The 13,122-nt window shown below is 61.1% G+C and carries 11 protein-coding genes; 8 read left to right on the top strand and 3 right to left on the bottom strand.

Annotation, left to right across the window (positions count from 1 at the left end; genetic code table 11):
• Position 1 precedes the first annotated feature (1 nt).
• On the top strand, positions 2-832 hold the full coding sequence (locus tag ABIT12_RS13970; RefSeq protein ID WP_348040601.1) for an MBL fold metallo-hydrolase: 831 nt from the start codon (positions 2-4) through the stop codon (positions 830-832).
• Here ABIT12_RS13970 and ABIT12_RS13965 read toward each other — a convergent pair.
• Both ABIT12_RS13965 and ABIT12_RS13960 read right to left on the bottom strand, forming a co-directional pair.
• Entirely contained in the window at positions 829-1,368 is a 540-nt protein-coding gene (locus ABIT12_RS13965; protein WP_348040599.1) for a nicotinamide-nucleotide amidohydrolase family protein, read from the bottom strand. The two genes, ABIT12_RS13970 and ABIT12_RS13965, sit on opposite strands and share 4 nt — an antisense overlap.
• Positions 1,368-2,558 carry a bifunctional 2-C-methyl-D-erythritol 4-phosphate cytidylyltransferase/2-C-methyl-D-erythritol 2,4-cyclodiphosphate synthase gene (locus ABIT12_RS13960; RefSeq protein WP_348040597.1) on the bottom strand — a complete coding sequence of 397 codons (1,191 nt, stop codon included), beginning with the start codon at positions 2,556-2,558 and terminating at the stop codon, positions 1,368-1,370. The genes ABIT12_RS13965 and ABIT12_RS13960 overlap by 1 nt, the downstream gene beginning before the upstream one ends.
• Positions 2,559-2,802: 244 nt before the next feature.
• Between ABIT12_RS13960 and dusB the strand changes: the two genes are divergently transcribed.
• The 3 genes from dusB to ntrC are packed head-to-tail and all read left to right on the top strand — an operon-like array spanning position 2,803 to position 6,292.
• A complete protein-coding gene (gene dusB / locus ABIT12_RS13955) occupies positions 2,803-3,735 on the top strand; it encodes a tRNA dihydrouridine synthase DusB (RefSeq protein WP_407065625.1) in 933 nt (310 codons plus the stop codon).
• On the top strand, positions 3,732-4,850 hold the full coding sequence (locus ABIT12_RS13950) for an ATP-binding protein (RefSeq protein WP_348040595.1): 1,119 nt from the start codon (positions 3,732-3,734) through the stop codon (positions 4,848-4,850). Before dusB ends, ABIT12_RS13950 begins: the two co-directional genes overlap by 4 nt.
• On the top strand, positions 4,847-6,292 hold the full coding sequence (ntrC, locus tag ABIT12_RS13945; protein WP_348040593.1) for a nitrogen regulation protein NR(I): 1,446 nt from the start codon (positions 4,847-4,849) through the stop codon (positions 6,290-6,292). The genes ABIT12_RS13950 and ntrC overlap by 4 nt, the downstream gene beginning before the upstream one ends.
• On the opposite strand, the gene ABIT12_RS13940 is transcribed toward ntrC, so the two are convergent.
• A complete protein-coding gene (locus ABIT12_RS13940) occupies positions 6,293-7,198 on the bottom strand; it encodes an EamA family transporter (RefSeq protein WP_348040591.1) in 906 nt (301 codons plus the stop codon).
• Between the two features lie 289 nt (positions 7,199-7,487).
• Between ABIT12_RS13940 and ABIT12_RS13935 the strand changes: the two genes are divergently transcribed.
• The 4 genes from ABIT12_RS13935 to hflX all read left to right on the top strand — a co-directional run bounded on the left by ABIT12_RS13935 (position 7,488) and on the right by hflX (position 13,016).
• Positions 7,488-9,824 (top strand): PAS domain-containing sensor histidine kinase, encoded by a 2,337-nt coding sequence (locus ABIT12_RS13935; protein ID WP_348040589.1) that lies wholly within the window; start codon positions 7,488-7,490, stop codon positions 9,822-9,824.
• Positions 9,824-11,206, top strand: a complete 1,383-nt coding sequence (locus ABIT12_RS13930) for a sigma-54 dependent transcriptional regulator (protein ID WP_348040587.1) — start codon at positions 9,824-9,826, stop codon at positions 11,204-11,206. The genes ABIT12_RS13935 and ABIT12_RS13930 overlap by 1 nt, the downstream gene beginning before the upstream one ends.
• Positions 11,207-11,386: 180 nt before the next feature.
• The gene (gene hfq / locus ABIT12_RS13925; RefSeq protein ID WP_137151945.1) at positions 11,387-11,638 is read left to right on the top strand and encodes an RNA chaperone Hfq; all 252 of its coding nucleotides are present in this window, start codon (positions 11,387-11,389) and stop codon (positions 11,636-11,638) included.
• A 7-nt stretch (positions 11,639-11,645) separates the two neighbouring features.
• Positions 11,646-13,016: a GTPase HflX gene (gene hflX / locus ABIT12_RS13920; protein ID WP_348040585.1), complete on the top strand. Its 1,371-nt coding sequence runs from the start codon at positions 11,646-11,648 to the stop codon at positions 13,014-13,016.
• Positions 13,017-13,122 lie beyond the last annotated feature (106 nt).

Below are 13,122 nucleotides of genomic sequence, written 5' to 3'. Positions count from 1 at the left end.
CATGGCTGCAGCGGAAAAGATCATCGCCACGGTGCTTGGCTGCGGTTCATCCGGCGGCGTGCCCCGCATCGGCAATGATTGGGGCGTCTGCGACCCCAACGAGCCGCGCAATCGCCGCCGCCGCTGCTCACTGCTGATCGAAGGTTTCTCGGCGGGCAGCGATATGCCAACGCGCATCGTGATCGACACCGGCTGTGATCTGCGCGAACAGCTGCTGGAGCAGCACGTCGATCGCGTCGATGCGGTGCTCTATACCCATGAACATGCTGACCATACCCACGGCATCGACGATCTGCGGGTACTGGCGCTGCACAATCGCCGCCGCATTGACGTCTATTTCACTGCCGAAGCCGGCGATCGCATCCGCGAAGCCTTTGCCTATTGCTTTGCCACCCCGGTCGGTGGCGACTATCCGCCGATCCTGAACGCCCACACCGTGGTCGCGGGCGATGTCATTACCGTTGAAGGTCCCGGAGGCCGCATTTCGGTGCAGTCGTTTGAGCAGACCCACGGCAGTATCAAATCGCTGGGCTTCCGCGTCGGCAGCTTTGCCTATTCCTGCGATCTGTCGGCCATTCCGGCACCTTCCGCTGTTGCGGTTTCAGATCTGGCGGTCTGGATCATCGACGCCCTGCGTCCGACGCCGCATCCGAGCCATCTCAGCCTGCCTGAAACGCTGGACCTGATCGCGCATTACCGTCCTGTGCAGGCCGTGCTGACCAATATGCACATCGATCTGGATTACCAGACGCTTGTCGACACGCTGCCAGCCGGCATCACGCCAGCTTTTGATGGCCTCAAGATCGACGTGACGGCGGGCAGGCTGCTTTAGCTCAGTCGGCTGGCGTCATTGCCCTGTGGGTCAGTCAACACCACCAGCAGCAGATCCATTGCCGCGTTGACGCTGGCCTCGCGAACTTTTGCGCGCCCGAGATCGCCGAACCTGTGCTCCACCACCAGCGTTGCATGTTCCGACGATACCGCGACATAAACCAGACCAACGGGTTTTTTCTCCGAACCGCCCTCGGGACCGGCAATACCCGTAACCGCAATGGCAAAATCAGTGTGAGCCGTATTGCGGGCGCCATCGGCCATGGCGCGCGCCACCTGGTTGGAAACCGCCCCATAGTCCTTGATCAACCGGGCCGGAACCCGAATCATGCGGGATTTGGCATTGTTGGCATAGGTCACGTAGCCGCCGTAGAGCACGGCAGATGCCCCTGGAATGTCGGTAACGGCGGCGGCCAGCATGCCTCCGGTGCAGCTTTCGGCGGTAACCATGGTCTGCTTGGCTGTGGTCAGCAGCTTGACGACCTGCTCGGCCGGGTTGACGACAGGCGCGGCGGGCGTAGTTGGAGCTTTTGCCATCAATCCTGCCTCGGTAGTTCTATGCTTACGCTTGCCATGGCAACGATGCCCTCCTCGCGGCCGGTGAAACCCAGCCTTTCACTTGTTGTAGCCTTGATCGCGATCCGGCTCTGCGCAATCCCGCAAATCTGCGCAATCGCCTCCCGCATAGCCGGAACGTGGGGGCCAATCCTGGGCCGCTCACACACGATTGTCACGTCCAGATTGACGATTCTGCCCTGCGCCGCACTCACAAGGCCCACGGCATGCTTGAGGAAGATGCTCGACGCCGCACCTTTCCACTGCATGTCGCTAGGCGGAAAATGCGTGCCGATATCACCGGCGCCAACAGCGCCATAAATCGCGTCGGTCAAAGCGTGCAGCGCCACATCGGAATCGGAATGACCGTTGAGCTTGTGGCTGTGTTCGATCCGCACCCCGCCCAGCCATACGTGATCGCCGGGCTCGAAGGAATGAACGTCAAACCCAGAGCCAATGCGGGTTTCCATGCTGCGTGACCCCAGAATGATGCGCTCGGCGCGGTCGAAATCGTCGGGATGCGTAATCTTGATGTTGGTCTGGCTGCCTTGGGTCAATGCGACCCGCAGGCCAGCCCACTCGGCAATCTCGGCATCATCGGTGAACTGGCGGGGACTGGTCGCTGCGCGCATATGGGCGGAAAATATCTGCGCAAAGCGGAAGCCCTGCGGCGTCTGCGCTGCAAACAGCATGCGCCGATCTTCAGTGCCGAACACCAGAGCGCCATCCGGGGAACGCTTGATGGTGTCAGTCACCGGCACGGCAGGCAGAGCTGCGTCGTTTTCGCCAAGGCCCGCAATAACGCCCTCGATCATGGCAGCATCCGCGAATGGACGCGCCGCATCCTGAATCAACACCAGATCGGGCCGCGACTTTGCCAGCAGCTTCAGCCCCTCCAGCACTGAAGCCTGCCGCGTCCCGCCACCAATGACCGGCGGCAACAGGCGATCGTTCTCCAAGCCTAAAGCCGCATAGCGCGCCGCATGGTCCGGGTGGATGACGGTAACAATCTGGCTGATCGCCGGAACGGCCAGAAAAGCATTAATCGTGCGGGTCAGAACCGGCATTCCCAGCAGCGAGCGATATTGCTTTGGCTCGGGGGCTCCGTTAGCACTGGCCCGCTCGCCGCGTCCGGCGGCAACGATGATGACGGCGATCGTCTTCGGACGCATAAACTGTCGTACTCGCACAAGAAATTGTCACTGCTCACTGGTCTAGCCTCGCCACTCGCGGGCGGCAAGGTTTGCGTGAGGTGCAGATGCCACAGGTGACTAAAGGTGTTGCACCACAGGCGTTTTTGATTATTGTGCAGGCATTCTCTAAATTATGACCAATTCTGGGGCAGTTGTGGCAGAGTTTGCCTGCGGGTTGAGCATCGGGTCTCATCAGATACGCAACAATGCCTTCCTCGCACCGATGGCGGGGATCACTGACCGCCCGTTTCGTCAGCTCGCCGAACGCTTCGGTGCCGGCTTGGTCGTTTCCGAAATGATCGCCAGCGCCGCCCTGGGCACCGGCAACCACGACATGGTCCGCAAGCTCGGCAAAGCTGGTTCGCTGCCACACGTCGTGCAACTGGCCGGCTGCGAGGGCGAATGGATGCGACGTGGCGCCGAGATCGCCCACGATGCCGGCGCTGACATTATCGACATCAATTTCGGCTGCCCCTCCAAGCGGGTCACCAACGGCTATGCTGGTTCGGCGCTGATGCGCGTACCCGATCAGGCCATGGCACTGATCGAAGCCGTGGTAGCGGCGACGCCGCTCCCCGTGACGGTCAAGATGCGCTTGGGTTGGGATGATGACAGCCTCAACGCCGCCGACATGGCGCGCCGCGCGGTCGATGCCGGCGTGCAGATGATCACCGTACATGGCCGCACCCGCCAGCAGTTCTACAAGGGCGCAGCCCGTTGGGAACTGGTGCGAGCCGTGGTTGAGGCCGTGAACGTGCCCGTCGTCGTCAATGGCGATATCACCAGCACCGAAAAGGCCCGCGAGGCACTGTCAATGTCTGGCGCCGCCGCCGTCATGCTGGGACGCGGCGCGCAGGGGCAACCCTGGGTCGTTGGCCAGATCGGGGCCGAATTGGCTGGCAGGGCGCCCGAGGCAGTGCCGGATGGCGTAGAACTGATCGCCCTGATCCAGGAACACTACGAAGAAATGATGCTCGAATACGGCATCCGTGTCGGCGTCCGCGCCGCCCGCAAGCATCTGGACTGGTATCTGGACGCGCTCGGCATCGTCCTCGAAAAGCCGGTCCGCACCGCGCTGCTTAATAATGAGGAACCCGCACAGGTTCTGGCGATGATCGGAGAGGTGTATTCAGGCGAATGGAAGACAGCCGCATGAAAAAGCCTGCCGACATCCCGGCGACCGCCATTTTACAGTCCCTGCCGCAGCCGATTATCGTCTGCGCGGAAGATCGACAGATCACCTTCGTCAACTATGCCGCCGAGGCCTTCTTCGGCGCATCGCTGAGCGTTTTGACCCGCCAGCGGCTCGATGACCTGATCGCCTTTGGTTCGCCGATCATCAGCCTGGTCGAAACCGTCTCCGCCCGTCGGGCGCCGATGACCGAATATCGCGTCCGCATCGGCTCCTCCCGTTTTGGCGATGAGCGCGTCGCCGACGTGTTTGCCACCCCGATTTCCGATACCGATGGTCGCGTTGCGCTGCTCATTCAGGAGCGCACCATGGCCGACAAGATCGACCGGCAGATGGTATCGCGTGGTGCAGCGCGGTCAGTGACCGGGCTTGCCTCCATGCTGGCCCATGAAATCAAGAACCCTTTGTCGGGCATTCGTGGCGCGGCGCAATTGCTGGAGCAAAGCGTGGCCAGCGATGAAATCCCGTTGGCACGGCTGATCCGCGAAGAAACCGACCGCATAGTCGGCCTGCTCGACCGCGTCGAAGTGTTTGGCGACGATCGTCCGCTGGAACGCGAGCCGATCAACATTCACGTGGTGCTCGACCGGGTAAAACTGCTCGCCCGCAACGGCGTGGCGCGCGGCATCAATTTCTCCGAAGAATATGACCCGTCGCTGCCGCCGGTGTTTGGCAATCGCGATCAGTTGATTCAGGTCTTCCTCAATCTGGTAAAAAACGCCTCAGAAGCTCTGGAAAAGACCCAGAAACCAGAAATCCGCTTTTCCACGGCTTTCCGTCCCGGCATCCGCATCAGCGTGACTGGGGTCTCGGAGCGCATTTCGCTGCCGCTCGAAATCGTCATCGAGGATAACGGTCCCGGCGTGCCACCCGATATTCTGCCGTTCCTGTTCGATCCGTTTGTCACCACCAAGACCAATGGCTCCGGCCTTGGTCTGGCTTTGGTTGCCAAGATCGTCGGCGATCATGGTGGGGTGATCGATTGTGATAGCCGCCCCGGCCGCACCCGTTTCAGAATTCTCCTGCCAGTCGCCAGCGGCGCATTCGGCACGCCAGCCGAAGAGGTTTCAGCCAAATGAGCCATGTTGTTCTGCTTGCCGATGACGACGCCGCCATTCGCATGGTGCTCAACCAGGCATTGACTCGCGCCGGTTACGAAGTCCGCCCCACCGGCAACATTTCCACCATGTGGAACTGGGTCAGCCGTGGCGAAGGCGACGTGTTGATCACCGACGTGGCCATGCCCGATGGCAACGCGTTCGATGTAATGCCCAAGATCAAGAAGCTCCGCCCGGATCTGCCGATGATCGTGATGAGCGCGCAGAACACCTTCATGACCGCAATCCGCGCCAATGAAGTGGGCGCCTATGAATACCTGCCCAAGCCGTTCGACATCACCGAGGTGCTCTCGGTCGTGGCGCGCGCCTTGGCTGACGCCAAGAAGCCCACAACCGGACAGCGCAAGGCCGAAGAGCCTAGCGAAACCATGCCGCTGGTTGGCCGGTCGACCGCCATGCAGGACATTTACCGTGCCTTGGCCCGGCTGATGCAGACAGACCTGACGGTGATGATCACTGGCGAGAGCGGCACCGGCAAGGAACTTGTTGCCCGCGCGCTCCACGATTTCGGCAAGCGCCGCAATGGCCCGTTCATCGCCATCAACATGGCCGCCATTCCGCGTGACCTGATCGAAGCTGAACTGTTTGGCCACGAGAAGGGCGCCTTCACCGGCGCCAATGCCCGGTCTTCCGGCCGCTTCGAGCAGGCCGAGGGCGGCACGCTGTTCCTCGACGAAATCGGCGATATGCCGATGGATGCACAAACCCGCCTGCTGCGTGTGCTGCAGGAAGGCGAATACACCATGGTTGGCGGGCGCAACTCGATCAAGACCAACGTACGCATCGTCGCGGCCACGCACCGCGATCTCAGCCAGATGATCCGCCAGGGGCTGTTCCGCGAGGATCTTTATTACCGCCTCAACGTCGTGCCAATCCGCCTGCCGCCATTGCGCGAACGCACCGATGACGTTGGCGATCTGGCCACCCATTTTCTCCGGGTGGCGCAGCGCGAAGGCGAGCCGGTCAAGTCGATCACGCCTGAAGCGATCCGCCTGATGCAGAATTATTCCTGGCCCGGCAACGTCCGCGAACTGGAAAATCTCGTGCGTCGCCTCTCGGCGCTCTATGCCGACGAGACCATCTCCGTTGAAATCGTCCAGAACGAACTCAATATCGCGGAGCGGCCGCAGGTTTCCACCGGTGCCGGTCCGGTAGACGTATCAATGGCCGTTGAAACCCATGTCGGCCAGTTGCTGCGCGAATACGAACCGAACCTGCCGCCGCCTGGGCTCTATCAGCGCGTTTTGGATCGGGTTGAAGCGCCGTTGATCGCCATGGCGCTCAACGCCTGCGGCGGCAACCAGATCAAGGCTGCGGACCTGCTGGGGCTGAACCGCAACACGCTGCGCAAGAAGATACGGGTGCACAGCATCGAAATCGTCAAGCACAGCCGCCGCAATTGATCAGGGCGCTTCGCTGACCACCCGCCGCCGGGACCGCTGCTCGCTCCACGCCAGCAGCAGGCCGGCGGCGACGATCAGCGCGGCGCCCCAATAAACGAAGCCTTCGGGCTGTTCGCCCCAGAACAGAAAACCGAACACAAAGCTCCAGATCAGCGCGCCATACTCGACCGTGCCGAGCACGCTGGCCGGGATCAGCCGCGCTGCCTCGACCAGTACATACTGCGCCATGCCGCCCACAACGCCCGCAGCCACGGCAAAGGCGATTTCGCGCGGCCCCATCGGCTGCCAGAGCCAGATGGAGGCTAGACCCATCGCCACCACGAAAAACAGATTGAGCGAAAAAATCTGCACCAGCGAGCTTTCGCTCTTGGAGATATTGCGCATCAGGATCATGGCAATGGACCAGCACGCCGCCGCGCCAATCACCATCAGCGCCGGGACACCAATCGTCAGACCGACCGGATTGGTGGCGACGATCACCCCGAAAAAGCCGATTGCTGCGGCGCAGATCCGGGTGGGCGTCGGTCGTTCCCGCAGGAAAATCACCGCCAGCACGATGGTCAGGATCGGTGCGAAATAATACAGCGTCGTCATCTCGGCCAGCCCGAGATCACGGGCGGTCGAATAGAACAACACAAACGCCGCCAGCATCACCACCGCCCGGACCAACAGCATCGGCTTGTGCGGCGAGGTCAAAAGTTCCTTGACCAGTGGCCGGCGACCCACGGCAAGGCAGATCGCAGCGACAACCAGACTGCGCACGAACAGGATTTGCACGGCTGGAAGTTCAGCGATGACGCCTTTGACGAAGGCATCGTGGATCGCGAACAGCGAATAGGCAGTGATGCCCAGGACCATGCCCCTGATGGAAGCGGCTGGCGGGCTTGTTGCGGCGGGGAGGGACACGATGCGAACTCTGGCGGATAATCATGTCAGGTGTAATCCGGCAGGGGCGGGCAAACATCAGGAATGTGCGTGAAGACGATGCGACATGTTCGCGATCCAGCCAGGGTGTGTAAGGAGAAATCTCCGCCGCGTAAGCAGCGCCCGAAGAATTTTTGGCCTCGAAAGCAGCCGATTAGCACTGTCACATTTTTGCGACGTCACATTTTGGCAACATTTATCTTGAAGGGTCGCGCTGATTGGGTCAGACTCGCAAGACCTGTTTGCAGAGGAGCGCCGGATCAACCGGCGAATGAACAAAACGGCAGCGATCAGCGACAGCGGCGCACCACAACTCGAACATTCCGGGACGCCCCAGGCGCGAAAGGGAATATTCGGCGGACAGAACAATCGAGCGCTGCGCGTGCTTGGTTTCGTCGTGGTCTTCGCTTCAGTGCTGATGTCCTCGCTGTCGTTTCTGATCCTGTCGGGCACCACCAACATTGAACCGTCGCCGGAAATCTGGACCGTGATCTGGGTCGTCACCGGCATTCTGGTGTTGTTGGTGATCGCATTGGTGGTGACCGAAGCCGCGCTGCTGATTCAGGCCCGAGTGCAGGGGCAGGCCGGCGCCGGCCTGCAGATTCGCATGGTCACTATGTTTGCGTTCGTGGCGGCGGTGCCTGCCGCCATCGTGGCAGTCGTTGCCACCATCGCGCTCAATCAGGGCCTCGACCAATGGTTCTCGGAACGCACCCGCGCCATGGTGGAAAGCTCTCGGCTGGTGGCGCGCTCCTACATGCTCGAACACGCTCAGGTCCTGCGCGACGACATCATCTGGGTCGCCAGCGAACTGGAGCAGGCCAAGGGCACGTTCGGCTCCGATAAGGACCGCTATCAGCGCATCCTGACTGCATTGGCCGTCACACGCTCGCTGCCATTCACTTCGCTGATCTCCAAGAATGGCGATACGCTGATGCGGGCGCAGATCAACGCGCAAGGCGCTTATCCAAAGCTCCCGGCCGGCATCACCGATGGCGTGCTGGAAGGAGCGCCGACCCAGATTGCGCCGGGTTCCACCAATCTGGTGGGCTCGGTGGTGAAGCTGCGCGGCTATGACAATGTATTTCTGTTCGTGGCCCGGCCGGTGGAAGCCGAAGTGCTTGAATATATGCGGCTGACCGACGAAAACATCACCGAATACCGTGAGTATGCGTCCAGTCGACTGGTGTTCCAGATCACCTTCACCATCATGTATGTGGGGCTGGCGGTGGTACTGCTGCTGGCGGCTTTGTGGATCGGTATTGCATTGGCAAATCGGTTCGTCGACCCGATCCGAAATCTGATGATTGCCTCCAATCGGGTGAGCAAGGGTGACCTCGATGTGCAGGTGCCGGTGCAGGAGGGCAGGGGTGACCTGCGCGATCTGAGCAATCGCTTCAACACCATGACCTATCAGTTGCGCACGCAGCGCGAGGCCCTGGTTAGCGCCAGCGAGATGAACGAAAAACGCCGCCAGTTTACCGAAGCCGTGGTGGAGGGCGTGTCTGCCGGCATTATCGGGCTTGATCCTTTCGGCTCCGTGACCTTGGTCAACGCCCGCGCCTGCGATATGTTGGGCACGCTTGAAATCGATTTGATGGGGCAGCGCATCGAAGCGGTGGTGCCCCAACTGGCGCCAACGCTTGAACGTGCCCGTTCGGCTCGCCGCGGCCAGGTCCGCGACCAGATCCATCTCGGTAATGAAACCGACCGCCGCACCTATCAGGTGCAGTTGACCCGTGAAGGCTCGATGACCGAGTCCAAGGGCTATGTCCTGACCTTCGACGACATCACTGATCTTGAATCGGCGCAGCGCACCAGCGCCTGGGCCGACGTGGCCCGCCGCATTGCCCACGAGATCAAGAACCCGCTGACCCCGATCCAGCTTTCTGCCGAACGCCTGCGCCGCCGCTATGGCGCCAAGCTGGAAGGCGATCGCGATGTTTTCGACAAGTGCATCAACACCATAGTGCGCCAGGTCGGCGATATTGGCCGCATGGTCGACGAATTCTCGGCCTTCGCCCGCATGCCTGAAGCCAGTCCAAGCATTACCGACCTGTCTGATACCGTGCGCCAGGCAGTGTTTCTCGAAAGCGTGCGCCTGCCTGAAATCATCATCGAAACCCAGCTTCCTGATGCGGCGATCCATGCCTACTTCGACGGCCGGTTGATTTCGCAGTGCCTCACCAACCTGATCAAGAACGCCGTGGAAGCCTTTGAAACCGTAGAGCTTTCGGATCAGTACACTCCCGTGATCATCGTCGAGGGCCAGGTCGAGGGCAGCCACGCCGTCGTCTCGGTTTCCGACAATGGCAAGGGCTGGCCCAAGGACAATCGCCAGCGGCTGCTCGAGCCCTATATGACCACCCGCGAGAAAGGCACCGGTCTTGGCCTGGCCATCGTGGCAAAGATTATCGAACAGCACGGCGGAACGGTCGAACTGCTCGATGCTGAACCGGATGCAAATGGCCGGGTCGGAGCCTGCGTGATGTTCACGTTGCCCCTCGCCGCGCCCACTCACACCAACGAGGCCGACAATTCAGGCACCGAGCCCGATCCGTCGACCCAAACGGAGGCGCCGCTGTTTATTGCGGCGGCAGACAAGTAATGGCACTCGATATTCTCATCATCGACGACGAAGACGATATCCGCGATCTGATCGCCGGCATCCTGGAGGACGAGGGCTACGAAACCCGGCAGGCGCATGACGCCGATAGCGGGCTTAACGAAATTGCCCGCCGCCGCCCCAGCCTGGTGTTTCTCGATATCTGGATGCAGGGGTCCCGCCTCGACGGATTGCAGCTGCTCGATGTGTTCCAGAGCCAGCACCCCGATATGCCGGTGGTGATGATCTCCGGCCACGGCAACGTCGAAACCGCCGTATCCGCTATTCGCCGTGGCGCTTACGACTATATCGAAAAGCCGTTCAAGATCGATCGGCTGCTGCACATTACCCAGCTGGCCGTCGAGGCCACGCGCCTGCGCAATGAAGTTGCCGAGCTCAAGGAACGCTCGGCCGGCAAGGGCGCCGATATGGTTGGCACCTCGCCGGCATTGCAGCAGATACGCGGCATCATCGAAAAATCCGCGCCGACCAATTCACGCATCTTCATTTCCGGCCCATCTGGCGCCGGCAAGGGCATGGTGGCGCGGATGATCCATCAGCGCAGCCCCCGCGCCGATGCGCCATTCGTTGAAATCAACGCGTCCCTTTACGCGCCCGATGAAGTTCCGGTGGTGCTGTTCGGCCGCGAGGTGCGTGAAAAGACCGGCATTCTCCGTGCCGAAGTGGGCGCTCTTGAACGTGCCCACGGCGGTACGCTCTATCTCTCCGAAGTGTCGACGCTTCCCGCCGCGACCCAGGCGGTGTTGCTGCGAACGCTGGTCGAGAATCGCTTCAACCGCGTCGGCGGATCGCTGGGGGTGCCGATCGACGTCCGCATCATTTCCTCTAGTTCGCAGAACATCGCGGCCCAGATCGAAGGCGGCGAATTCCGCTCGGATCTGTTCCACCGCCTGTCCATCGTGCCACTGCAATTGACCCCGCTCAAGGAGCGCCGCGAAGACGTGCCGCCGCTGGTCAATATCTTCATCGAACAGGTCTGCCGCATGCACAACCTGCAGCGCGTGACCGTCGGCGAAGACGCTGTGGCGGTGCTCCAGGCCCAGGAGTGGCCAGGCAATGCCCGCCAGTTGCGCAATTCCATCGAGCGGTTGTTGATTCTGATGAAGGATCAGGCGCCCGATGATGGGGTGATCACCGCCGCCATGCTGCCGTCCGATATCGGCGAGGTTCTGCCCACGGTGGGCGACACCGACGCCTCGGCCCACTTGATGAGCCTGCCATTGCGCGATGCTCGTGAAGTGTTCGAGCGGCAGTATCTGCTGGCGCAGATCGAACGTTTCGGTGGAAATATCTCGAAGACGGCTGAGTTCGTGGGCATGGAGCGCAGCGCTTTGCACCGTAAAATCAAGTCTCTAGGGCTCTAGTTTGTCGACGGAGCCATGCATTTTGCGCGGGTATGCATCAATTTTCATCTATGCAATAGTGATTACTAATTGATGGTTCGTGACGAGTGGGCATGTAGCCGGGGCGGCGGTAAACGTGTCTAATGCTGCATACGGCGGCAAAAGCAAGAGCGACAACCAAACCGCAAAAAGAGGCCTAAAATGCCCAGCGAAAAGCAGCAAAATCTTCAGGATTCATTCCTCAACCACGTGCGCAAGCAGAAAGTCCCAGTCACCATCTTCCTGGTGAATGGCGTCAAGCTGCAGGGCGTCATCACCTGGTTCGACAATTTCTGCCTGCTGCTGCGCCGCGACGCGCAGTCGCAACTGGTGTATAAGCACGCGATCTCCACCATCATGCCCGGTGCGCCGATCCAGCTGTTCGACCCTGAGCAGAACCACGATAGCGACTGAATAATTCATGACCGATTTCGAAGACGACGAGGACCGCCGGGGCGGTCCGCAGGCGTTTATTGACCGCCGCCAGGAGGCGGCCAGGGTCGGCTTGGTGTGCCCTGACGTGCGCGGTCTGATCTCGCGGCACGACGCAGAAGCGCGCCTGGCCGAATTTGTCGGCTTGGCCGGCGCTATCGAATTCGACATCGCTTTTGCCGAAATCATCAAGGTGCGCGAGGTCAAACCGGCCACCTTCATCGGCGGCGGTAACGTCGAGACGCTCAAGGAGCGTGTCAAGACCGACGATATCGATGTCCTGCTGATCGATGCGGCCTTGACTGCCATCCAGCAACGCAATCTTGAAACCGAAACCGGCGCCAAGGTGTTGGACCGCACCGGACTGATCCTCGAAATTTTCGGCGAGCGCGCCGCCACCCGTGAAGGCGTGTTGCAGGTCGAACTGGCCCATCTGAAATATCAGAAGGGTCGCCTGGTGCGCTCCTGGACCCACCTTGAACGCCAGCGCGGCAGCGGCGGCTATGGCTTCATGGGCGGTCCGGGCGAAACCCAGATCGAAAGCGACCGCCGCCAGATCATGGACCGCATCGTGCTGCTCGAGGACCGGCTAGAAAAGGTCAAGAAGACCCGCGCCCAGCAGCGCCGCCAGCGCGAGGATAACCTGTTTATGGTGGCGCTGGTCGGCTACACCAATGCCGGCAAGTCCAGCCTGTTCAACACCATGACCGGGGCAGGGGTCTATGTCGAAAATCTGCTGTTCGCGACCCTCGACACCACCATCCGCAAGATCGAGCTGCCACACGGCCGCGAGGTGATGCTCAGCGACACGGTGGGCTTCGTTTCAGATCTGCCGACCGATCTGGTCGCCGCCTTTCGGGCCACCCTCGAAGAGGTGGCCGAGGCCGACGTGATCCTGCACGTGCGCGATGTCGCCAATCCCGATCATATTGCCCAGGCTCATGACGTGCTCAAGGTGTTGGGTGATCTGGGCGTCTCCGCCGAAACTACGCCAATCATCGAAGTCTGGAACAAGGTCGATCTGCTCCCGCGTGGCGCCGAGGGCCATCCGGCGCTGGAAACGGTCACCCCGATCGGCAAGGTGGCAGGCACGGTTCCGGTATCGGCCAAAACGGGCGAGGGCCTCGAGGCGCTCAAGCTCGCCATCGAGGCCGCTCTGGCGGGCAAGAGCCGAAGCTATCACGTCCATGTGCCGCACAGCGCTGGCGCAGATATCGGCTGGCTGCATTCCCACACCGAAATCATCTCCCGCGATGAACCTGACGAAAACGGCTCAGGCTATGTGGTGCGGGTCGAAACGCGGCAGGTCACGGCCTTCCTTGAGCGCTTCAATGGCCGGTTCGATATCGTGGCTGGCTGAAAACAAAACGATCTAGATAACAAGGCTGGTTATCACAACACCCTCTGCGTTCCCTCGGGCTTGACCCGAGGGCCACTTGGGTCTGGTGACGAACTGACAATGGCCC

It is taken from the genome of Devosia sp., assembly GCF_039927955.1.
Lineage (GTDB): Bacteria > Pseudomonadota > Alphaproteobacteria > Rhizobiales > Devosiaceae > Devosia.
This window is presented reverse-complemented; position numbering and strand designations above follow the sequence as displayed.

Bases quoted from the DNA above. Each gene is read 5' to 3' on its own strand.
- ABIT12_RS13970 (WP_348040601.1), top strand. From the start codon at position 2: ATGGCTGCAGCGGAAAAGATCATCGCCACGGTGCTTGGCTGCGGTTCA.
- ABIT12_RS13965 (WP_348040599.1), bottom strand. From the start codon at position 1,368: ATGGCAAAAGCTCCAACTACGCCCGCCGCGCCTGTCGTCAACCCGGCC.
- ABIT12_RS13960 (WP_348040597.1), bottom strand. From the start codon at position 2,558: ATGCGTCCGAAGACGATCGCCGTCATCATCGTTGCCGCCGGACGCGGC.
- dusB (WP_407065625.1), top strand. From the start codon at position 2,803: ATGGCGGGGATCACTGACCGCCCGTTTCGTCAGCTCGCCGAACGCTTC.
- ABIT12_RS13950 (WP_348040595.1), top strand. From the start codon at position 3,732: ATGAAAAAGCCTGCCGACATCCCGGCGACCGCCATTTTACAGTCCCTG.
- ntrC (WP_348040593.1), top strand. From the start codon at position 4,847: ATGAGCCATGTTGTTCTGCTTGCCGATGACGACGCCGCCATTCGCATG.
- ABIT12_RS13935 (WP_348040589.1), top strand. From the start codon at position 7,488: ATGAACAAAACGGCAGCGATCAGCGACAGCGGCGCACCACAACTCGAA.
- ABIT12_RS13930 (WP_348040587.1), top strand. From the start codon at position 9,824: ATGGCACTCGATATTCTCATCATCGACGACGAAGACGATATCCGCGAT.
- hfq (WP_137151945.1), top strand. From the start codon at position 11,387: ATGCCCAGCGAAAAGCAGCAAAATCTTCAGGATTCATTCCTCAACCAC.
- hflX (WP_348040585.1), top strand. From the start codon at position 11,646: ATGACCGATTTCGAAGACGACGAGGACCGCCGGGGCGGTCCGCAGGCG.